The 20,375-nt window shown below is 68.5% G+C and carries 17 protein-coding genes and 2 riboswitches; of the genes, 4 read left to right on the forward strand and 13 right to left on the reverse strand.

Features of this window, described 5'->3' with window-relative positions; genetic code table 11:
- The first annotated feature begins 108 nt into the window (after positions 1 to 108).
- Positions 109 to 1,008, forward strand: a complete 900-nt coding sequence (locus tag AC1DBD_RS14225; protein ID WP_441419531.1) for a LysR family transcriptional regulator — start codon at positions 109 to 111, stop codon at positions 1,006 to 1,008.
- Positions 1,009 to 1,119: 111 nt separating this feature from the next.
- Here the strand turns inward: AC1DBD_RS14225 and AC1DBD_RS14230 are convergent, their stop codons facing one another.
- From AC1DBD_RS14230 to AC1DBD_RS14240, 3 genes are all read right to left on the reverse strand, one after another.
- Positions 1,120 to 2,502, reverse strand: a complete 1,383-nt coding sequence (locus AC1DBD_RS14230) for an MFS transporter (protein ID WP_441419516.1) — start codon at positions 2,500 to 2,502, stop codon at positions 1,120 to 1,122.
- A 171-nt stretch (positions 2,503 to 2,673) separates the two neighbouring features.
- On the reverse strand, positions 2,674 to 3,840 hold the full coding sequence (metX, locus tag AC1DBD_RS14235) for a homoserine O-acetyltransferase MetX (RefSeq protein WP_476893512.1): 1,167 nt from the start codon (positions 3,838 to 3,840) through the stop codon (positions 2,674 to 2,676).
- A gap of 11 nt (positions 3,841 to 3,851) precedes the next feature.
- Positions 3,852 to 3,967: riboswitch (SAM riboswitch) on the reverse strand.
- Between the two features lie 184 nt (positions 3,968 to 4,151).
- Positions 4,152 to 5,468 carry a bifunctional o-acetylhomoserine/o-acetylserine sulfhydrylase gene (locus tag AC1DBD_RS14240; RefSeq protein WP_175323105.1) on the reverse strand — a complete coding sequence of 439 codons (1,317 nt, stop codon included), beginning with the start codon at positions 5,466 to 5,468 and terminating at the stop codon, positions 4,152 to 4,154.
- A 62-nt stretch (positions 5,469 to 5,530) separates the two neighbouring features.
- A riboswitch (SAM riboswitch) is annotated at positions 5,531 to 5,646 on the reverse strand.
- Between the two features lie 212 nt (positions 5,647 to 5,858).
- Between AC1DBD_RS14240 and AC1DBD_RS14245 the strand changes: the two genes are divergently transcribed.
- On the forward strand, positions 5,859 to 6,497 hold the full coding sequence (locus AC1DBD_RS14245; protein ID WP_441419514.1) for a VOC family protein: 639 nt from the start codon (positions 5,859 to 5,861) through the stop codon (positions 6,495 to 6,497).
- A gap of 127 nt (positions 6,498 to 6,624) precedes the next feature.
- Here the strand turns inward: AC1DBD_RS14245 and AC1DBD_RS14250 are convergent, their stop codons facing one another.
- Positions 6,625 to 7,401, reverse strand: coding sequence for a CPBP family intramembrane glutamic endopeptidase (locus AC1DBD_RS14250; RefSeq protein ID WP_476926394.1), 777 nt, complete (start codon positions 7,399 to 7,401; stop codon positions 6,625 to 6,627).
- Between the two features lie 80 nt (positions 7,402 to 7,481).
- Between AC1DBD_RS14250 and AC1DBD_RS14255 the strand changes: the two genes are divergently transcribed.
- Complete coding sequence (locus tag AC1DBD_RS14255) at positions 7,482 to 8,138, forward strand: histidine phosphatase family protein (protein WP_441419530.1); 657 nt, start codon at positions 7,482 to 7,484, stop codon at positions 8,136 to 8,138.
- Here the strand turns inward: AC1DBD_RS14255 and AC1DBD_RS14260 are convergent.
- The 5 genes from AC1DBD_RS14260 to tdh are packed head-to-tail and all read right to left on the reverse strand — an operon-like array spanning position 8,135 to position 14,262.
- Positions 8,135 to 9,541: a phenylacetate--CoA ligase family protein gene (locus tag AC1DBD_RS14260; RefSeq protein WP_476926393.1), complete on the reverse strand. Its 1,407-nt coding sequence runs from the start codon at positions 9,539 to 9,541 to the stop codon at positions 8,135 to 8,137. The two genes, AC1DBD_RS14255 and AC1DBD_RS14260, sit on opposite strands and share 4 nt — an antisense overlap.
- Before the next feature lie 32 nt (positions 9,542 to 9,573).
- A complete protein-coding gene (gene hutI, locus AC1DBD_RS14265; RefSeq protein WP_476926392.1) occupies positions 9,574 to 10,785 on the reverse strand; it encodes an imidazolonepropionase in 1,212 nt (403 codons plus the stop codon).
- An 11-nt stretch (positions 10,786 to 10,796) separates the two neighbouring features.
- Positions 10,797 to 11,912 (reverse strand): NAD(P)/FAD-dependent oxidoreductase, encoded by a 1,116-nt coding sequence (locus AC1DBD_RS14270; protein ID WP_476982359.1) that lies wholly within the window; start codon positions 11,910 to 11,912, stop codon positions 10,797 to 10,799.
- A 41-nt stretch (positions 11,913 to 11,953) separates the two neighbouring features.
- Positions 11,954 to 13,159: a glycine C-acetyltransferase gene (locus tag AC1DBD_RS14275; RefSeq protein ID WP_476926390.1), complete on the reverse strand. Its 1,206-nt coding sequence runs from the start codon at positions 13,157 to 13,159 to the stop codon at positions 11,954 to 11,956.
- A gap of 56 nt (positions 13,160 to 13,215) precedes the next feature.
- Complete coding sequence (tdh, locus tag AC1DBD_RS14280; protein WP_476893508.1) at positions 13,216 to 14,262, reverse strand: L-threonine 3-dehydrogenase; 1,047 nt, start codon at positions 14,260 to 14,262, stop codon at positions 13,216 to 13,218.
- 145 nt (positions 14,263 to 14,407) lie between these two features.
- On the opposite strand from tdh, the gene AC1DBD_RS14285 reads away from it, so the two are divergent.
- A complete protein-coding gene (locus AC1DBD_RS14285) occupies positions 14,408 to 15,316 on the forward strand; it encodes a LysR family transcriptional regulator (protein ID WP_441419507.1) in 909 nt (302 codons plus the stop codon).
- 3 nt (positions 15,317 to 15,319) lie between these two features.
- Here AC1DBD_RS14285 and gatB read toward each other — a convergent pair whose 3' ends face one another.
- The 4 genes from gatB to AC1DBD_RS14305 all read right to left on the reverse strand — a co-directional run bounded on the left by gatB (position 15,320) and on the right by AC1DBD_RS14305 (position 20,297).
- Positions 15,320 to 16,825, reverse strand: coding sequence for an Asp-tRNA(Asn)/Glu-tRNA(Gln) amidotransferase subunit GatB (gatB, locus tag AC1DBD_RS14290; protein ID WP_476926389.1), 1,506 nt, complete (start codon positions 16,823 to 16,825; stop codon positions 15,320 to 15,322).
- Positions 16,825 to 18,396 carry an Asp-tRNA(Asn)/Glu-tRNA(Gln) amidotransferase subunit GatA gene (gatA, locus tag AC1DBD_RS14295; RefSeq protein ID WP_476909730.1) on the reverse strand — a complete coding sequence of 524 codons (1,572 nt, stop codon included), beginning with the start codon at positions 18,394 to 18,396 and terminating at the stop codon, positions 16,825 to 16,827. The genes gatB and gatA overlap by 1 nt, the downstream gene beginning before the upstream one ends.
- A 4-nt stretch (positions 18,397 to 18,400) precedes the next feature.
- On the reverse strand, positions 18,401 to 18,697 hold the full coding sequence (gatC, locus tag AC1DBD_RS14300; protein ID WP_175323093.1) for an Asp-tRNA(Asn)/Glu-tRNA(Gln) amidotransferase subunit GatC: 297 nt from the start codon (positions 18,695 to 18,697) through the stop codon (positions 18,401 to 18,403).
- A gap of 139 nt (positions 18,698 to 18,836) precedes the next feature.
- Positions 18,837 to 20,297, reverse strand: a complete 1,461-nt coding sequence (locus tag AC1DBD_RS14305; protein WP_476982360.1) for a CitMHS family transporter — start codon at positions 20,295 to 20,297, stop codon at positions 18,837 to 18,839.
- Positions 20,298 to 20,375: the final 78 nt, after the last annotated feature.

Here is a 20,375-nt window from a genome sequence, read left to right on the forward strand (position 1 = left end):
TGCCGGTTGTTCCGTGTCCACCATCACACCCTGCTACAGTGCAATCAAGGGGAAAAAGTGAAGATGCCATGTGCATCAATGCACATCGACGAAAGGCCAATGGTGGACTTGAAGCGGCTCCCCAGCCCGGACGACCTGCTGATCCTGCTGACCGTGGCCCGGCTGGGCCGGTTCAACGCCGTCGCGGAGACCCTGGGCACCACGCACACCACCATCTCGCGCCGGATCCTCGCCCTGGACAAACAGCTCGGCGGCCGGACACTCGAGCGCAGCCCGCACGGCTGGGAACTCACCGAACTTGGATCACTGGCCGTGGCAGCGGCGGAAGCCATTGAGGGAACACTCGGAGCACTGTCCGGCCGGATCGCCCGGACAGAGGACGTGCTCTCCGGCCTGGTCCGGATCAGCACCCCGGACGGATTCGGCGCGGAATTCGTCGCCCCGGCCCTGGTCCGTTTGCAGCAGGAACATCCGTTGCTGAACGTGGAGATGCTCAGCGCCACCCGCAAGGTAAGCCAGAACCGCTCCGGGGTGGACCTGGAAGTGGTGGTCGGCAACCTGGAGGTCAGCAACGCGCAGACCATCTTCCTGTCCAACTACTTCCTGCGGCTGTACGCCAGCCCGGAGTACGCCCGCGAGCACGGGCTCCCGGTGACGCTCGACGACGTCCGGCAGCACGGATTCGTCTCCTACGTCGAGTCGGCCCTGCAGGTCGCCGAGCTCGGCCACCGCTCCACCCAGCTGCCGATGCCGCGCTCCAGCTTCCAGGCCACCAGCATCTTCGCCCAGCTGGAGGCCGTCCGCCGCGCCGCCGGGATCGGGCTGCTGCCGAATTTCCTCGTCGTCGGCAAACCGGGGCTCGTACCGGTCCTGCCGGACGACTTCCAGCGGCAGCTGCCGATCTGGGCAGTTGCGAGATCGGAATCGCTGCGTTCGGCGCCGGTGCAGGCCGTCGTGGCGGCCGTCCGGGCCGAGATCGCCGAACGCCAGGATGTGCTTGCCGGCTGAGCCCGGCGCGCTGCGGAGGCCGCCACAAGATCCCCGGATGACAGCAGCCCCCGTCCCCGCAGCGCGGGAACGGGGGCTGCCTGTTCGTTGGGTTGTGCAGCTGCGTGCTGGTTACCGCTTACCGGCGGCCAGCAGATCGGCGGTGCCCTGGGCGTCGGCGGCGTCGACGTCGTGCAGGGAGATGCCACGGGTTTCCTTGAGGAAGAACACCGCGACGGCCGTGACGGCGCAGGCGATGAGCAGGTAGATGGCCACCGGGACGGAGGACTTGTACTGGCTCAGCAGCGCGACGGCGATGATCGGGGCGAGCGAACCGGCCACGATCGAGGTCACCTGGTAGCCGAGCGAGACGCCGGAGTAGCGCATCCGGGTCGGGAACATCTCGGCCATGATGGCCGGCTGGCCGGCGTACATCAGGGCGTGGAACAGCAGTCCGATGATGACAGCGGCAAGGATCATGAAATCGTTGCCGGTATCCATCATCGGGAAGGCGAAGAAGCCCCAGGTGGCGCCCAGGACGGCACCGGCCATGTAGACGGGCTTGCGGCCGAAGCGGTCCGAGAGACGGCCGACCACCGGCACCGCGGAGAAGTGGATGAAGTGCGCCACGAGCAGGAGCAGCAGGATCCGGGCGGTGTCGGCGTGGACAACGGTCTTGAGGTAGGTGATCGAGAAGGTGACCACCAGGTAGTAGAGGATGTTCTCCGCGAAGCGCAGGCCCATGGCGGTGAAGACGCCGCGGGGGTAGCGGCGGAAGACCTCGGCGACGCCGTAGCCCTTGTTCTCCGTGACAACTTCCTTTTGTGCCTCGAGGAAGATCGGGGCGTCGCTGACCTTGGTGCGGATGTAGTAGCCGACGACGACGATCACGGCGGAGAGCCAGAACGCCACGCGCCAGCCCCAGCCAAGGAAGTCCGCGGAAGACAGCACGGAGGACAGGATGAACAGCACGGCAGTGGCGAGCAGGTTGCCCAGCGGGACGGCGGACTGCGGCCAGCTGGCCCAGAAGCCGCGGGACTTGCTGGGGCTGTGCTCGGCGACGAGGAGGACGGCGCCGCCCCATTCACCGCCGACGGCGAAGCCCTGGGCGAAGCGCAGGAAGACCAGCAGGGCCGGGGCCCAGTAGCCGATCTGCGCGAAGCCCGGGAGGCAGCCCATCAGGAAGGTCGATACGCCGACCAGGATGATGCTCAGCTGCAGCAGCTTCTTGCGGCCGAACTTGTCGCCGAAGTGGCCAAAGACGATGCCGCCGATCGGGCGGGCCACGAAGCCAACCGCATAGGTCAGGAACGCGGCGAGGATGCCGTCCAGTTCCGTTCCGGAATTGGGGAAAAACATCTTGCCAAAAACCAGGGTGGCGGCGGAGGCGTAGAGGAAGAACTCGTACCACTCCACTACCGTGCCGGCCATGGAGGCCGTTACTACCTTCTTCAGGCCGGACGTCTTGACGTCGGGCTCCTCTGCGCGCCTTGCGGCGGCGTTTTCCGTGCTCATGCGAACTCCTTCGGTGTCGTCGTCGACACCCTGTGGACCATTAGGTTGACTACGTGTGTGTGAGTTGGAACACACGGCGTCATTCTCCACGAGTATGGACTTCGATCGAGGCAAGCTCAACGACTAATCGCGCAGAGTGCGTCTGCAAAAATGCACACACGGCGGTGCCGGCTAGGCGAAGAAGTTGCCCCGGAGCTGCTCGCTGAGCTGGCCGATTTCGGTCAGGAAGCCGTCGTGGCCGATCGGGGCCTCGATGACGTGCACGGGGACCTCCCCCGGCAGGGCGTCGGCGAGCTCTCGGGATTGGGCGGGAAAGTACAGCCGGTCCGAGTCCACGGCCGCCACGAAGAACTCCGCGGTGGCCAGGGAGACGGCCTGCTCCAGGCTTCCCCGGCCGCGGCTCACGTCGTGGCTCATGAGCGCCTCGGTGATGGCGATGTAGCTGTTGGCGTCGAAGCGTCGCACCAGCTTGTTGCCCTGGTGGTCCAGGTAGCTCTCCACCTGGTAGCGCCCACGGCCGGCCAGCGACCCGGCCTCCAGCGGGGCCTCGGCCGCCTGGGCGTTGCGTCCGAAGCGCCCGTCCAGCTCGGCTGCGGAACGGTAGGTGATGTGCGCGATCCGGCGCGCGAGGGCCAGTCCGGCGTGCGGTTCCGGGCCGCCGTAGTAGTCGCCGCCGTTGAAGTTGGGGTCCTGGCGGATTGCCAGGGTCTGGGCCTGGGCGAAGGCGATCTGTTCGGCGGTGCTGCTGGCGCCGACCGAAATCACGGCGCAGCGCTGCACCCGCGCCGGGTAGGTCACCGCCCACTCCAGCGCGCGCGCTCCCCCGAGCGAGCCGCCGAGCACGGCATACCAGCTGCTGATCCCCAGCGCGTCGGCGAGCCGGGCTTCCGCCGCGGTGCTGTCCCGGAGGGTGACCAGCGGGAAGCGCGAGCCCCAGGGCCGGCCGTCCGGGGCCGGCGTGGAGGGCCCGGTGGAGCCGTAGCAGCCGCCGAGGATGTTGATGGAGACCACGAAGTACTTGTCCGTGTCCACCGGGGCGCCGGGGCCTGCCAGTTCCTCCCACCAGCCCGGTTCCTCGCCGGCGCCGCGGGTCACGTGGGTGTCGCCGGTCAGGGCGTGCTCGATCAGCACCGCATTGGAGGCATCGGCGTTCAGCGTCCCCCAGGTCTCGTAGGCGAGGGTGACCTCAGGCAGGGTGGCACCGGATTCAAGGGCCAGGGAACCGATCGGGAGGTACTGCACCGTCCCGTCGGAACCAGCGCCGTCGGAACCAGCGCCGTCGGGAACAGTGGAGGGTTTGCTTTCGGGTACACCCGTGCGGGTGACGGCAATCGTCATGTGAGGACCTAACTTCGCGCTTGCCCGCCGTCAGCTGACCGGCAGGCCAGGTCTTCACCCGGGGCACCCCGCCGCAAATGGAGGGTTGCCGGCCAGCAAGCCGGGGCTGTCACTGGCACTCATGACCTGCGTCGATTCTACGAAACACGGCCGCGCAAGCGCGAAGATTGTGACGGCTGTGTGACAGCCGGACCCGTCAACACCGCAGTTTCCCCACCTTTGACAGACGCGCCCGGCGGGTCGCCCCGAAGTGTCGGCGATTCCCGGGGCCATCCCCGCAAAGGTGGGGAAAGTCGGCGTGCTGCGTGACCTCAGGCGTTCTTGGCCGCCCGGAAGCCGGCATCGAGGTCCGCGATGATGTCGTCGATGTGCTCGAGGCCCACCGAGAGCCGGACCAGGCCGGGATTGACGCCGGCGACCGCCTGCTGCTCCGGCGAGAGCTGGCTGTGCGTGGTCGACGCCGGGTGGATGACCAGCGAGCGCACGTCACCGATGTTCGCCACATGGGAGTGCAGTTCGAGGGCGTCGACGAAGCGTTTGCCGGCCTCCGCTCCCCCTGCGAGGTTGAACGCGACGACGGCGCCGGTCCCCTTCGGGCCGTACTTCCGGCCGCGCTCGTACCAGGGGCTGGACGGCAGCCCGGCGTAGGCGACGGATTCGACGTCGTCCCTGGCTTCCAGCCATTCGGCCACCCGCAGGGCGTTGGCGACGTGCCGTTCCACCCGCAGGCTCAGCGTCTCGATCCCCTGGGCGATGAGGAAGGCGTTGAACGGCGAGACGGCCGAACCGAGGTCGCGCAGCAGCTGGACCCGGGCCTTGAGGATGAAGGACAGGTTCGCTCCCAGCGCCCCGTCCGCCCCGAGGTCGCGGGCATAGACCAGGCCGTTGTACGTGGGATCCGGGGTGTTGAAGCCGGGGAAGCGCTCCGGGTCCTTGCCGAAGTCAAAGTTGCCGGAGTCGACGATCACGCCGGCAATCGCGGCACCGTGTCCGCCGAGATACTTGGTGGCCGAATGCACCACGATGTCGGCGCCCCACTCGATCGGGCGGATCAGGTAGGGGGTGGAGAGGGTGTTGTCCACGATCAGCGGCACCCCGGCCCGGTGGGCGACGTCCGCGACGCCTTCGATGTCCAGCACGTCCTGGCGGGGGTTGGAGACCACCTCGCCGAAGAACAGCTTGGTGTTCGGCTGCACGGCATCGCGCCACTGCTCAAGGTTGTCCGGGTCCTCCACGAACGTCACGGAGATACCGAACTTCTTCAGCGTGTGGGCCAGCAGGTTGTAGGTCCCGCCATAGAGGCTGGGGCTGGCGACGACGTGGTCTCCTGCCTCGGCGATGTTGAGGATCGCGAAGGTTTCGGCGGCCTGGCCGGAACTGAGCAGGAGCGCCCCAAGGCCGCCCTCCAGGCTCGCGACCCGCTGTTCCACCGCGTCCTGGGTGGGGTTGCCGATCCGGGTGTAGATGGGGGCGAGCTCGGCGAGCGCGAACCGGTTGGCGGCGCTCTCTGCACTGGGGAAGACGAACGACGTCGTCTGGTAGATCGGCAGCGACCGCGCGCCGGTGGCGGAGTCCGGCTCCTGGCCGGCGTGGATCTGGCGGGTTTCAAAGGACCAGGCGTTGGACATCGGAGAGCTCCCTAATGACTGGGCACAGGCCGCCCCTGGCCTCTGGGGCCGGAACGGCTCTGGCGCCGCGCTTGCCTGCCGGCGGACGCCGGCGGGCCAGGTCTTCACCCGGGGCACCCCACCGCGCAAGGAGGGTTGCCGGCCAGCAAGCCGGGGCTCGATGCTGGCGCTCATGACCTGGCTTCAGTCTACGAACGCGCCATTACGCCTGGATAGCTTTGTGACGAAAATGAAGAACGGCCCCACCGCCGCCCGGCGCACGCCCGGGAGCCGGAAAGTGCCGTGGTTCTGGCCGGGCAAATCCGCGCGGTGAGCTCCGGAAAATGACATCCCATCACGGTAAGGGCATCCTAAGCTGAGAGCTCCATCACAAAGTGCCAAGATGAGGGCATGCGCATGGATCACGTCTCTTACGCCTGTGAACAAGATGGCCTGGCTGCCACCACCGAACGTATTGCGACCGCCCTCGGGGTCGAAGCCGTCAAGGGCGGAATACACCCCCGGTTCGGGACCCGCAACATGATTATCCCGCTTGCCGGGCACAAGTACCTCGAGGTCGTGGAGGTCCTGGACCACCCGGCCTCCGACAAGGCGCCGTTCGGGCAGGCAGTCCGCGCCCGCTCGGCCGCCGGCGGTGGCTGGATGGGCTGGTGCGTCGAGGTTGACGACCTGGCACCGTTCGAGGAGCGGCTGGGCCGCTCCGCCGTCAACGGCAACCGCAAGTTCCCCGACGGCCGCGAACTGGTCTGGAAGCAGATCGGCATCCTGGGCCTGATCGCGGATCCGCAGGTCCCCTACATGCTCAAGTGGGAAGGCGACCCCGCCCTGCACCCGTCCAACGCCTATGAGAGCAACGTGAAGATGTCTGCCCTCACGATCGCGGGCTCGGCCGAGCGGGTCACCGAGTGGCTGGGTGAACCGGTCGAGAAGCCGCTGGAGGACGTGGACGTGAACTGGCTGGCCCCGCACGGGACGCCGGGAATCCTGTCCGTCACCTTCGAAACCGATTCCGGAGCCGTCACGATCTGACGCTTCCTGCCCGAAAAACTTCGGCCGCCAGCAGCGGGTGCCAATGATGCCACCCACCGCTGGCGGCCGAAACACTTTAACCCGTCGCCGGCGGCGGGCCACTGGGGGCAACGCGGGTTATGCCTGCTCAGCCCAGGCCGATCGCCTTGCCGAAGAGGCTGAATCCGACGAAGGCCACGATGTCCAGCAGCGCATGCGCAATCACCAGCGGCATCACCCGGCGCGTCTTCGTGTAGATCAGCGCGAAGATGACGCCCATGACGGCGTTGCCGATGAACGGCCCGAAGCCCTGGTAGAGGTGGTAGCTGCCGCGCAGCATCGAACTGGCGAAGATCGCCAGCGGCATGCCCCAGCCGAACTTGCCGAGCCGGTCCAGCAGGTAGCCCACCACGATCACCTCCTCCACGATCCCGTGCCGGATCGCGGAGAGGATCAGGACCGGCACCGTCCACCAGTAGGAGTCCAGTGCGCTGGGGATGATCGCCGTCGTGATCCCCAGCGCCCGCCCGGCCGCGTAGAGCCCGAGCGACGGTATGCCGATCAGGGCAGCGAGGCCGAGGCCCTGGAGCAGGTCCTTGCCGGGCCGGGCGAAGTTGAAGCCCAGCTTCCGGAACGCCGAGCTGCCCGTGCCGGCGGCCATGCCGGCGGGCCGGAGTTCGGTCAGGAAATGGATCACCAGCACCACCGGGACCAGGGCGAAGATGATGTCCAGCAACTGGTACGTGAGGTCGAAATACTCCCGGCTGCTTTGCGAGCGGTTCAGCGTCGAGGTGCCCTGCGCCAGCGGCGCCCTGGTCATCTTGTCCAGCAGCTGCACTACCGAGTACACCGCCGACTGCCCCAGGGACAGGCCCAGGACAATCCAGACTTCTAGCCGCAGCCGACGGCGGGAGGGAACCAACATGGTTCTATCTTGCCTGCCGTTGCCGGGAGTTGACTGCAAGTGCCTATGCTTGGGCTGTGAGTGCGCCCGGGAAAATCATCATGATCCGGCATGGCCAGTCCGCCGCCAACGCCGACACCTCGATCTACAACCGGGTGCCCGATTACCGGATCCCGCTGACCCCGCTCGGCGTCGAGCAGGCCACGGCCGCGGGCGAGCAGCTGCGGCGGGAGCTGGACGGGCAAAGGGTGTGCGTCTACGTCTCTCCCTACCTGCGGGCCTACCAGACCCTCGAGGCGCTCCAGCTGGGCTCCCTGATCGAACGCGTGATCGAAGAGCCGCGGCTGCGCGAACAGGACTGGGCGAATTTCCAGATCGCCGGGGACATCGAGGACCAGAAGGAGCTCCGCAACGCCTACGGCCACTTCTTCTACCGGTTCCGGGAAGGCGAATCGGGCTCCGACGTCTACGACCGGATCTCCTCGTTCATGGAGACCCTCTACCGGCACTGGTCCAAGCCGAACTATGCGCCGAACGCCTTGTTCGTGACGCACGGGCTGACCATGCGGCTGTTCTGCATGCGCTGGTTCCACTGGTCGGTGGAGTACTTCGAGTCGCTGAACAACCCGGACAATGCCGAAATCCGGACCCTGCTGCGCACCCGGCAGGGCAAGTACGAGCTGGACAAGCCGTTCAGCCAGTGGGAGGACCGGCGGGTGGACGAGACCGTGCTGGACGCCCCGCCTATGTTCTTCTAAGGGATGTTCTTCCAGACGCTGTCCGGGGCGGGCCTCAGGGCGATGACCTGGTGGAACTTCCCGCTCGCGCCGGTCTGATCCGGTGCTTCCTCCGCCCGGACCAGTTCCACGTTCGCCAGGCCCTGGGCGGCCAGGAACCCGGACAGCTTCGCCGCCACGTCCTGCCACACCGCGTCCGCCGCGGCGCCCGGCTCCAGCTGGAGCCGCACCCGCAGCGCCGCCGGACCGGACTGGACCAGCTGGCAGCGGTGGACGCCCGGCGCGTCGTCGATGGGGGCTGTGATAGCGAGGGGCAGGACACTCACCGTGCCGCCGCGGCCGTTGTCCAGGTGCAGGACGTCATCGTGCCGGCCGGCCACCCGGATGGCGGGCAGCGGGTTGCCGCACTCACAAGGGCCGGGCTTGGCGACGACGGAGTCACCGAGGTCGTAGCGGATCAGCGGCTGGACCCGGTTGGCGAGATTGGTCAGCAGCACCGTGTGGGACGGCTCCCCCGCGGGCGTGGGACCGTAGTCCTCCTCGACCGGCTCGAGGATGACCCAGTCACTGTTGACGTGCAGCCAGCCGCGGGGGCAGTCCAGGGCGATGGGGGTGAACTCGGAGGCAGCGTAGACATTGTGCACCGCGCCGCCCAGCGCCGCGGCCAGGCGCTCCCGGTCCCCGACGGATTCGCCGCTGGACTCCACAATCACGGGCCGGATGTGCAGCCGGCCCGCGTCCTGTTCCTCGGCCAGCAGTTCGAGGGCGCTGGGGTAGGCCACCAGCAGGGCCGGGTCGAAAGCGTTAAGCGCCTGCACCAGCGTCTCCAGCGGTTGCTGCACGGAGAACATGCGGTAGGCCCGTCGGCGGCCCCGGCTGCGGCGCCGTTCGGACTCGAGCCAGACGGCCCCGGCGAAGTGGCCGCCGGTGCCCAGCACCGCGGCGGCGCGGATTCCCCGCCGCAGCATCGCGATCAGCCGGCGGGCGTCGAGGGCGGTCCCGACGATCCGAACGCCCTGGGCCCGGTAGCAGGCGACGGCGGCCTGGTCGTGCACGAATAATCCGGGGTGGCCCGTGGTTCCGGAGCTGGTGCAGGCGAAATAGCGGCCGCGGTAGCGAGTGCCGACCAGGGACGGGTCGGCGACGAAGCCCTCGAGGTCCGCCCGGGTGATGGCCGGATCGGTCACCCAGTCGTCGAAGCGTGCCATCAGCTGCGGCTTCGTGACCGGCGGCAGGTCCCGGAGCGGGATGTCCTCGGCCGGGAGGCCGCGGTAGAGCTCCCGGTAGAACGGGGAGCTCGTGCGGGCATGGGCCACGAGGGCGGCCAGCCGGGCGTCCCGGCGCCGGGCCAGGGCCGGCACTCCGCCGCGCTTGGCCCGCACCAGGTCGATCATGGTGGCGAGTTCCCTGGCGAAGCCGGTCATGGCGTTCCTCCTTGGCCTCCGGTGCGCGCCGGTCAGCGGGCGCGGACCCCGGCGCGCCAGACGGCGTGGGTGAGCGGCATGCCTGGCCGGTATGCCAGATGGGTGGCGGACGGGGCGTTGAGCAGGTGCAGATCCGCCCGGTTGCCCACGGCGATGGAGCCGACCGCCCGCTCGCCGTCGACGTCGTTCCCGGACTCCCGGCCCAGCGCCAGCGCACCGCCGTACGTCGCCGCCCGGACGGCCTCGTGCACGCTGAGCCGCATCTGCAGCACGGCGGTGGTGACGCAGAACGCCATCGAGCTCGTATAGGAGGTGCCGGGGTTGCAGTTGGAGGCGAGCGCCAGCTGGACGCCGGCGTCAAGCAGTTCCCGGGCCGGAGCCAGCGGCTGCCGGGTGGACAGGTCGCAGGCCGGCAGGCAGGTCGCGACGGTGCCGCGCTCGCCCGCGCCGGCCGCTGCCTCCCAGCCGGACCAGCTGTCGGCGAGGGCGTGGACGTCCTCGCGGGAGAGGTAGTTGACGTGGTCCACGCTCGCGGCGCCGAACTCCACCGCCAGCCGCACCCCGGGACCCTCGCCCAGCTGGTTGCCGTGCACGCGCAGGCCCAGTCCGGCGTCCCGGCAGGCCTGGAGCACCCGGCGGGACTGGTCCTCGGTAAACGCGCCGCGTTCGCAAAACACGTCGGCCCAGCGGACGTAGGGCCGGACCGCGGCGAGCATTGGTCCGCAGACCAGCTTCGTGTACTCCTCCGCGTCCAGGCCTTCGGGTACCAGGTGCGCGCCGAGGTAGGTGACCTCGTCCGCGACGGTGGAGGCGATCCTCGCGCTGCGGGCCTCGTTCTCCACGTCCAGGCCGTAGCCGGTCTTGGTCTCCAGGTAGGTGGTCCCCTGGGCGACGGCTTCCGCCACCCGGCCCAGCGCGAGCCGGGTGAGGTCGAAGTCGCCCGTGGCCCGGGTGGCTCCGGTGGTGACGGCGATGCCTCCGGCGCTGTAGCTCTCCCCCGCCATCCGTGCCTCGAATTCCGCGGTCCGGTCGCCGGCGAAGATCAGGTGCGTGTGTGAATCCACCCAGCCCGGCAGGAGCGCGCGGCCGGCGGCGTCAACGGCGTCGTCCGCCGCCGGGGCGTCCGCGGCGGCACCCAGCCAGGCGATGCGTTCGCCCTCGATCACGATGGCCGCATCCTTCAGGACCCGGTGGTCCGCGTCCTGGGTCATCAGTTCGGCGATGTTGGTGATGAGGGTGCTCATGGGTCCATTCTTCAGCCCCGGATAGACATCCGGGTCGCTGCCAGTGCCGCGGCTGTCCGGGATGCCGGACTGTCGGCCGGGAGCGGCTGTGCCGACCCCTGGCCGGCGAGGATCAGCTCCGCGGCCAGCTCCGCGATGCCGGAGGAGGTCTGGAAGCCGTAGCCGCCCTGCCCGGCGAGCCAGAAGAAGCCGGTGGCCTCGGCGTCGAATCCCACCACGGGGATACCGTCGGAGGCCTCGGTCCGCAGCCCGGTCCACGCCCGGCTGACGCTACCGATCCCCATCGTGGTCACCGTGTTGAGCCGCGCGATCAGCGCCTCGATGTCGCCCGGATACGGCTGGGCGTCCTCGGGGCCGCTGGGCACAGTTTCCGACGGCGAGATCAGCACCTGCCGCCGTCCGTCCGGGCGGAAGTAGAAACTGCCGGCCGACGCCACCATCGGGCAGCCCTGCGGGAGGGGGTGCTCGACGTCGACAATCGCCGCGGTGCGGCGGTAGGGCTGGAGTCCGAGCTTTTCGACGCCGCTGAGCACCGCGAATTCGTCCGCCCAGGCGCCGGCGGCGTTGACCACGACCGCGGCTTCGAAACCTTCCTGCCCGGCGCCGAGCTCCCAGCCGGAACCGAGGCGCTGCGCCGAGTGGACCCGCGCGCCGGTGATGATGTCCACGCCGCCCTCGACGGCCCGCTCGCGGTGGTCCTCCAGCAGCAGGGACGCGTTGCAGGCAAACGAACCGGAGTCCAGGCCGGCGGCCGCGAAGGAGTCCGGTTTGAGCGCGGGGCAGATTTCCAGGGCCTCGGCGTGGCTGATCCGGTGCATAAAGCCGCTTGCCTGCTGCCGGACGGCGTCCTCGTCACCGATCAGCATGAAGCGGCGCGGTGAGAGCACGGGTTCGGGCCGGGTACCCTCCTTGGTGCCGATGAGCTCCAGCGTGCGCATGGTGAGCTCTTGGACCACGGGCGGCCCGTAGCTGGGGATCAGCTGCCGGGCCGAGCGCGCGGAGGTGTGGTAGCCCAGCGATTGCTCGGCTTCGACCAGGGCCACGCTGCATTTGCCGGCGAGGGCGGAGGCCAGGGACAGGCCGGCAATGCCGCCGCCCACGATCACGACATCGTATTTAGCTGACATGCCTCCATCCTTGCACCCGGCGGGAGGTCGCGTCAGTACTTTCAGGCCACCGTCTCGCGGCTGCGGACGAACGCCTGGACGCAGCTCTCGACGTCGTCCGCGCTGTGCGCGGCGGAGAGCTGGACCCTGATGCGGGCGGCGCCCTTCGGCACGACCGGGTAGCTGAAGGCGGTGACGAAGACGCCGTTGGCGAGCATTGCGTCCGCGACCTTCGCCGCCATCACTGCGTCGCCGAACATGACCGGGACGATCGCGTGTTCGCCGTCGAGCAGCTCGAAGCCTTCCTCGCCCATCCGGCGGCGGAAGAGTTCCGCGTTGGCGAAGAGCTTGCTGCGCAGTTCGCCGGAGTTCTCCACCAGGTCCAGGGCCTTCAGCGTGGCGGCGACGATGGCCGGTGCCAGCGAGTTGGAGAACAGGTAGGGGCGCGCCTTCTGGCGGAGCATGGCGATGACTTCGCGCCGGCCCGAGACGTAGCCGCCGGAGGCTCCGCCAAGGGCCTTGCCGAAGGTGCCGGTGTAGATGTCCACCCGGTCCGAGACCCCGGCGTGCTCCGGGGTGCCGGCGCCGGTGGCGCCCATGAAGCCGACGGCGTGCGAGTCGTCCACCATGACCATGGCGTCATACTTTTCGGCGAGGTCGCAGATCGCCTCGAGCGGGGCGAGGAAGCCGTCCATCGAGAAGACGCCGTCGGTGACGATGATCTTGCGGCGGGCCGGGTTCTCCTGAGTGGTGGCCTCGATCAGCCGGGACTCGAGGTCCGCCATGTCCTGGTTGGCGTAGCGGAAGCGCTGGGCCTTGCACAGCCGGATCCCGTCGATGATCGAGGCGTGGTTCAGCGCGTCGGAGATGACGGCGTCTTCCGGGCCGAAGAGCGACTCGAAGACGCCGCCGTTGGCGTCGAAGCAGCTGGAGAACAGGATGGTGTCCTCGGTGCCGAGGAACTTCGACACCCGTGCCTCGAGGGCCAGGTGCAGGTCCTGGGTGCCGCAGATGAAGCGCACGCTGGCCATGCCGAAGCCGCGTTCGTCCATGGCCTCCTTGGCGGTTGCGATGATCTCGGGGTGGTCCGCGAGGCCGAGGTAGTTGTTGGCGCAGAAGTTCAGCACCTCCGAGCTGCCCTGGCCGAGCTGGCCCGCCTTGATGTGGCCGGCCTGCGGGGAATCGATGTGCCGTTCGGTCTTGAACAGGCCGGCACCGCGGATCTCGTCGAGTTCGTGCTGCAGCTGGTCCTTGATGGCTGAATACATGGGGTGCGCTCCTGTGCAGGGGTGAATTTTTGTACGGTACCGGAAACGGGCGGGGGCTAGAAGACGGTCCAGTCGAGGACGACTTTGCCGCCGACGCCGGCGCGGGCGATCTCGAAGCCCTTCTCCCAGTCCGAGGCGGGCAGCGTATCGGTGACCACGGCGGAAATGTTCGCGTGCAGCACCGGGTTGGAGGACAGCATGGCGCTCATGGCATACCAGGTCTCGAACATCTCTCGGCCGTAGATGCCTTTCATGGTCAGCATGTGCGTGACCACTTTGCCCCAGTCGATGTCGATGGACTGGCTGGGCAGCCCCAGCATCGCGATCCGGCCGCCGTGGTTCATGTTGTCGATCATCTCAGGCAGCGCCGTGGGGTGCCCGGACATTTCCATGCCGATGTCGAAGCCTTCCCGCATGCCCAGTTCGCGCTGGCCGTCCTTGACCCGCATCCGGGAGACGTCGATCGCGAGGTCGACGCCGAGCCGGCGGGCCAGTTCCAGGCGCGGGGCGGAGACGTCGGTGATGGCGATCTTGCGTGCCCCGGCGTGGCGGGCGACGGCGATCGCCATCAGGCCGATGGGTCCGGCGCCGGTGATGAGCACGTCCTCGCCCACCAGCGGGAAGCTGAGCGCGGTGTGCACGGCGTTGCCGAACGGGTCGAAGATGGCGCCGAGCTCCGGGGTCACGGACGGATCGTGGTGGACCCAGACGTTGGTTTCCGGGATGACGACGTACTCTGCGAACGCTCCGTCGCGCTGGACGCCGACGCTGACGGTGTTGATGCACATCTGCTTGCGGCCGGCGCGGCAGTTGCGGCAGATGCCGCAGACGATGTGGCCCTCGCCGGAAACCCGGTCGCCGACCTTGACGTCCATGACGTCCTCGCCGATCTCCACGACTTCACCGTAGAACTCGTGGCCGGCGATCAGGGGCGCGTTGATGATGCCCTGCGCCCAGGCGTCCCACGACTGGATGTGCAGGTCGGTGCCGCAGATTCCGGTGGTCATGACGCGGATCTTGACGTCCCCGGCCCCGGTCTCCGGCTCCGGGCGGTCGACCAGTTCGAATCCCGCGTGGGCGCCGGACTTGTAGAGAGCCTTCATGGGCCTGCCTAACTGTGCTGGCCGCTCCGGGACGGGAGCGGTGGTGTGGGACAACTCACCTCATTAGACCCGGCGGAAAGCATTAGCACAACCGGATTTTTCTCAATCGACGATTTAGCACTGGCTTAGCTCTAGGATGGTGGCCATGGAAATCCACCAGCTCGAAATGCTCCGCGAACTCGGCGCCCTGGGCAGCGTCAAGGCCGTCGCGGAAACGCTTCTGGTCACGCCCTCGGCGGTGTCCCAGCAGTTGGCCGCCCTGCAGAAGTCCGTGGACGTGCCGCTGACCCGGAAGGAGGGCCGGAACCTGGTCCTCACCGAGGCCGGCCAGGTGCTCGCAGACGCCGGGGCCGCCGTCGTGAGCGCGATGGCGGACGCCAGGACGGCGATCGGCGCGTACCACGGCTCGCCGGTGGCGCCGGTGTCCCTGAGCGGGTTCCACAGCGCCGGCCAGGCCTTGTTCGCGCCGCTGGCCCGGCTGCTGGCCGGACCCGGGCAGCCGAGGATCCAGCTCTCCGACGAGGACGTGGCCCAGCAGGACTTCCCGGCGCTGACCGCCCGGTATGACCTGGTCCTCGCGCACCGGATGGACCACAGCCCTCGGTGGCCCCAGGAGCGGGTGGCGGTGATCCCGCTCGCGCACGAGCCGCTGGACGTGGCGCTGCCGGCCGGGCACCGGCTCGCCGGGCAGCGGGCGGTGACGGCCGACGACGTCGTTGGCGAACCCTGGGTGACGAGCCACACCGGCTACTCCCCCGCCGACGTGCTCTCCGCCGTCGCGGCCGTATCCAGCCGCGAGCTGAACATCGTGCACCGGATCAATGACTACTCCACGGTGGCGGCGCTGGTGGCGACCGGGAGCGTGATCGGGCTGCTGCCCCGGCACACCGCGCGCCCTGTGCTCAACCCGGAGATCGTGCTCAGGCCGCTGGAGGGGATCAGCACCCGGCGCCGGATCGACATCCTGGCCCGGCCGGAGAACCTTAAACGCAAATCGGTCATGATGGTCTGCGAAGCGCTGCAGACCATCATGACCGATCTAGTGGGCGGCTAGGGCCTAGCCTTCGACGCCGAGGCGCTGCAGGATCAGCTCCTTGACGCGGCCGGCGTCGGCCTGCCCGCGGGTGGCTTTCATGACGCCGCCGACGATCGCGCCGATCGCCTGGAGCTTGCCGGCGCGGATCTTGTCCGCGACTCCGGGCTGCGCGGCGAGGACCGCGTCGATGGCTTCGAGCAGCGGGCCGTCGTCGGAGACCACGGCGAGGCCGCGCTTCTCGACGATTTCCGCCGGGGTGCCCTCGCCGGCGAGGACGCCGTCCAGGACCTCGGAGGCCATCTTGTTGTTGATCTTGCCGTCCTCGACCATCTGGTTCAGTTCCACGATGGTGGCCGGGGCGACGCCGAGCTGGCCGGGGTCGACGTCGGCGTTCTTGGCGCGTCCGACGATCTCGCCCATCCACCACTTGCGGGCCACGGTGGCGGAGGCGCCGGCGGCGATGGTTTCCTCGATCTCGTCCATCACGCCGGCGTTGACGACGTCGCGGAACTCCAGGTCGGAGTAGCCCCAGTCGGCCTGCAGGCGCTTGCGGCGGGCGGCCGGCGGCTCCGGCAGCGTGGCCCGGAGCTCCTCGACCCACTCGCGCGACGCGACGATCGGCACCAGGTCCGGTTCCGGGAAATAGCGGTAGTCGTCGGCGTCGGACTTGGGCCGGCCCGAGGTGGTGGAGCGGGTGTCCTCGTGCCAGTGCCGGGTCTCCTGGATGACCGGCTGGCCGGACTCCAGCACGGCGGCGTGCCGCTGGATCTCGTACCGGACGGCGTGTTCGACGGCGCGCAGGGAGTTGACGTTCTTGGTCTCGGAACGGATGCCGAAGCGTTCGCGGCCGTGCGGGCGGAGTGAGACGTTCGCGTCGCAGCGGACGTTGCCGCGTTCCATCTTGGCGTCCGAGACGCCGAGGTTCTTGACGATTTCGCGGACCGCGGCGACGTAGGCCTTGGCCAGCTCGGGCGCGCGGCTGCCGGCGCCCTCGATCGGCTTGGTGACGATCTCGACCAGCGGCACGCCGGAGCGGTTGTAGTCCACGAGCGAGTAGTCCGCGCCCTGGATGCGGCCGGCGGCGCCGCCCATGTGGGTGAGCTTGCCGGCGTCCTCCTCCATGTGGGCGCGTTCGATCTCGACCCGGAACACGGTGCCGTCGGAGAGTTCGATGTCCAGGTAGCCGTCGTACGCGATCGGCTCGTCGTACTGGGAGGTCTGGAAGTTCTTCGGGGTGTCCGGGTAGAAGTAGTTTTTCCGGGCGAAGCGGCAGGTCTCGGCGATCTTGCAGTTCAGCGCCAGGCCGATCTTGATCGAGGATTCGATCGCGGTCTTGTTCACCACGGGCAGCACGCCGGGCATGCCAAGGTCCACCTCGTTGACGTTGGTGTTCGGTTCGTCGCCGAAGACGTTCGGGGCGGAGGAGAACATCTTGGTCTTGGTGTTGAGCTCGACGTGGACCTCGAAGCCCAGGACGGGGTCGTACTTCTCCATCGCCTCTTCGAAGCTGAGGGTTGCGTCAGTCATTAGTGTGAACCTCCGTGGCTCGAAGCGGCAGCGTCAGAAAGGGCGGAGCCCGTCAGGGAAGGGGCCTTGTCCAGCAGCGGTCCGCCCCACTGCGCCTCAAGCAGCGACTCGAGCACGGCGCCGACGCGGTAGAGCCGGGCATCCTGGCGCGCCGGGGCGAGCAGCTGGACGCCCACCGGCAGTCCGTCCTCGTCGGCGAGGCCGCCGGGCAGGGAAAGCCCTGGGACGCCGGCCATGTTGGCCGGGATCGTGGCGACGTCGTTGAGGTACATCGCGAGCGGGTCGTTGAGCTTCTCGCCGAGCTTGAAGGCCGTGGTCGGCGCCGTCGGGGAGATCAGCACGTCGGCCTGGGCAAACGCGGCGTCGAAGTCGCGCTGGATCAGGGTGCGCACCTTCTGGGCCGAGCCGTAGTAGGCGTCGTAGTAGCCGGCGCTGAGGGCGTAGGTGCCCAGGATGATGCGGCGCTTGACCTCGTCGCCGAAGCCGGCAGCGCGGGTGGCTCCCATGACGCGTTCGATCGTCAGCGGGCCCTCTGCGGGCAGCGCCCGCAGGCCGAACCGGACGCCGTCGAACTTGGCCAGGTTGGAGGAGGCCTCGGAGGGCATGATCAGGTAGTAGGCGCCCAGCGCGTACTTGAAGTTGGGGCAGGAGACCTCGACGATCTCGGCGCCGGCGCCCTTGAGCAGCTCCAGCGCCTCGTTGAAGCGGTTTTCGACGCCGGCCTGGTAACCCTCGCCGTGGAGTTCCTTGATGATGCCGATCTTCATGCCCTCGACGTTGCCGGTCCGGGCCGCGGCCACGAGGTCCTCGAGCGGGTCCGGCAGTGAGGTGGAGTCGCGCGGGTCGTGGCCGCCGATCACCTGGTGCAGCAGGGCCGAGTCCAGCACGGTGCGGGAGACCGGGCCGATCTGGTCCAGCGAGGAGGCCATCGCGATGGCGCCGTAGCGGGAGACGCCGCCGTAGGTGGGCTTCACGCCGACGGTGCCGGTGACGGCGCCGGGCTGGCGGATGGACCCGCCGGTGTCCGTGCCGAGCGCGAGCGGGGCTTCGAAGGCCGCGACGGCGGCAGCGGAACCGCCGCCGGAGCCGCCCGGGATGCGCTCCAGGTCCCAGGGGTTGTGGGTGGGGCCGAACGCGGAGTGCTCGGTGGAGGAGCCCATGGCGAACTCGTCCAGGTTGGTCTTGCCCAGGATCGGCATCTTGGCGGCGCGAAGGCGCTCCACCACGGTGGCGTCGTAGGGACTGTGCCAGCCTTCGAGGATCCTGGAGCCGGCGGTGGTGGGCTGGCCGATGGTGACGATCAGGTCCTTGACCGCGATCGGGACGCCGGCGAGCACGTGCAGCTCTTCGGCAGCGGCGCCGCCGGCGGCGCGGATCGCGTCCACCTCCGCGGCGACGGCGAGGGCTTCCTCGGCGTTGACGTGCAGGAAGGCGTGGACCTGGCCGTCGACGGCGGCGATCCGGTCCAGGTGCGCCTGGGTGACCTCGACGGCGGTGACCTCGCGCGCAGCGAGCTTCTCGGCGAGCGCGGCCGCGGAGAGGCGGAACAGCTCGGGGGTGGTTTCAGTCATGGTCTTAGTCCTCATCCAGGATTGCCGGGACCTTGAAGCGGCCCTCATACGCGTCGGGGGCTCCGGAAAGTGCCTGCTCGGCCGTGAAGGTGTGGCCCACAACGTCCTCGCGGAACACGTTGGTCAGCGGGATCGGGTGGGATGTGGCCGGGACGTCATCACCGGCGGCTTCACTGACGGACTTAACCGAATCGACGATGACGGCGAGTTCGCCGGCCATCCTGTCCAGCTCTTCAGCACTCATCTCGATGTGCGCGAGACGCGCGAGATGCGCGACGTCGTCGCGGTTGATCGCAGCCATGGATCTCCCCTGCAAGTTCGGATTATTTTCCGTCCCAGTCTACGTGGGTTGAAGTGCTGTTACCGTCGGACGCCGAGATGACAGTTCGCGGCAATGTTTTGTGCAAACACTGCCGCGAACTGTCATCTCGTGCGGTTTGTCAGCCGATGCCGATGGCTCCGGTGAGTACCCCTACTCCCAGCATGACCAGGGAGATCACGGCGGTGCGCCAGAGGACCTTCTTGTGGTGGTCGCCCAGGTCCACCTTGGCCAGGGAGACCAGGAGCAGGATGGCCGGCACCAGCGGGCTCTGCAGGTGGAAGGGCTGGCCGGTAATCGAGGCGCGGGCCATGTCCGCGGCGCCGACGCCGTAGTGGGCGGCCGTTTCGCTCAGGACCGGCAGGACGCCGAAGTAGAAGGCGTCGTTGCTCATGAAGAACGTCATCGGGATGCTCAGGACGCCGGTGATGACGGCCATGAACGGGCCCATGTCGGCCGGGATGATCGCGACGAGCCATTCGGACATGGCTTTGACCATGCCGGTGCCGTTGAGCACACCGGTGAGGACCGCAGCGGCCATGACCATGCTGACGACGGCGACGATCGAGGGTGCGTGCGCGATCAGCTGGGCGCTCTGGTCCTTGACCTTGGGGAAGTTGACCAGCAGGGCGACGGCGGCGCCCACCATGAAGACGAACGGCAGCGGAATGATGTTGGCAACGAGTGTCACCATCACGGCGACCGTCAGACCCAGGTTGAACCAGAAGAGCTGGGGACGCAGGGTCTTGCGGTTGGGATCCAGCGCGGTGTCCGCCATGGCGGAGTCGCGCTCGTCGACGAGGTCTTCGGTGCGCTCCAGCACGGCGACGGCGGACCCGCCGCCGGCGGCGGGGGCTCCCCCGGCGGGGCCGGTGACCTTCCGTCCGGAGCCGAAGCGGCCAAGGCGGCCGGTGCCGCCGGCTCCGCCGTCGAACTGACCACCCTCGGCCCAGATCTCCGGGGCCACGGTGCGCAGCCGGTTGCGTTCCTGCAGGCCCAGCAGCCAGGCGAAGACAAACACGATGACGAGGCCGGCGACCAGCGAGGGGATCATCGGGACGAAGACGTCGGAGACGCTGATCTTCAGCGCGGAGGCGGCGCGGGCGGTCGGTCCGCCCCAGGGCAGGATGTTCATGGTGCCGTTGGCCAGGCCGGCCACGCAGGTGAGGACCACGGGGCTCATCTTCAGCCGCAGGTAGACCGGGAGCATGGCGGCGGTGGTGAGGATGAAGGTGGTGGAGCCGTCGCCGTCGAGCGAGACCGCCGCGGCGAGGATCGCGGTGCCCAGGACCACCTTGGCCGGGTCGTTGCCGAGCTTGCGCAGGATGAACCGGACCAGCGGGTCAAAGAGCCCGACGTCGATCATCAGGCCGAAGTAGATGATGGCGAACATCAGCAGCGCGGCCGTGGACGTCATCGACTTCATCGAGTCGAGCACCATGGGGCCGATGCCCAGGCCGGCGCCGGCGAACAGTCCAAAAACGGTGGGGACGATGATGAGCGCCAGTACCGGCGTCAGCTTCTTCGTCATGATCAGCACCATGAAGACCGCAATCATGGCGAATCCAAGTAATACCAGCACGGCCGGCTCCTTCTTCTGTGTTCCGCACCACTCCGCTGTGATGCGCACTACAGACGTTAGGGTGGCGTGCGTCACGGG

Source organism: Arthrobacter sp. 10T419 (assembly GCF_056394105.1).

Coding starts and splice junctions, on each gene's coding strand:
- AC1DBD_RS14245 (WP_441419514.1), top strand. CDS start 5,859: ATGCGCATGGATCACGTCTCTTACGCCTGTGAACAAGATGGCCTGGCT.
- hutI (WP_476926392.1), bottom strand. CDS start 10,785: ATGAGCACCCTCATCACCAACATCGCCGAACTGATGACCCAGGACGCG.
- tdh (WP_476893508.1), bottom strand. CDS start 14,262: ATGAAGGCTCTCTACAAGTCCGGCGCCCACGCGGGATTCGAACTGGTC.
- gatC (WP_175323093.1), bottom strand. CDS start 18,697: ATGGCTGCGATCAACCGCGACGACGTCGCGCATCTCGCGCGTCTCGCG.
- AC1DBD_RS14275 (WP_476926390.1), bottom strand. CDS start 13,159: ATGTATTCAGCCATCAAGGACCAGCTGCAGCACGAACTCGACGAGATC.
- AC1DBD_RS14240 (WP_175323105.1), bottom strand. CDS start 5,468: ATGTCCAACGCCTGGTCCTTTGAAACCCGCCAGATCCACGCCGGCCAG.
- AC1DBD_RS14250 (WP_476926394.1), bottom strand. CDS start 7,401: ATGTTGGTTCCCTCCCGCCGTCGGCTGCGGCTAGAAGTCTGGATTGTC.
- AC1DBD_RS14285 (WP_441419507.1), top strand. CDS start 14,408: ATGGAAATCCACCAGCTCGAAATGCTCCGCGAACTCGGCGCCCTGGGC.
- AC1DBD_RS14260 (WP_476926393.1), bottom strand. CDS start 9,541: ATGACCGGCTTCGCCAGGGAACTCGCCACCATGATCGACCTGGTGCGG.
- AC1DBD_RS14270 (WP_476982359.1), bottom strand. CDS start 11,912: ATGTCAGCTAAATACGATGTCGTGATCGTGGGCGGCGGCATTGCCGGC.
- AC1DBD_RS14255 (WP_441419530.1), top strand. CDS start 7,482: ATGATCCGGCATGGCCAGTCCGCCGCCAACGCCGACACCTCGATCTAC.
- metX (WP_476893512.1), bottom strand. CDS start 3,840: ATGACGATTGCCGTCACCCGCACGGGTGTACCCGAAAGCAAACCCTCC.
- gatB (WP_476926389.1), bottom strand. CDS start 16,825: ATGACTGACGCAACCCTCAGCTTCGAAGAGGCGATGGAGAAGTACGAC.
- gatA (WP_476909730.1), bottom strand. CDS start 18,396: ATGACTGAAACCACCCCCGAGCTGTTCCGCCTCTCCGCGGCCGCGCTC.
- AC1DBD_RS14230 (WP_441419516.1), bottom strand. CDS start 2,502: ATGAGCACGGAAAACGCCGCCGCAAGGCGCGCAGAGGAGCCCGACGTC.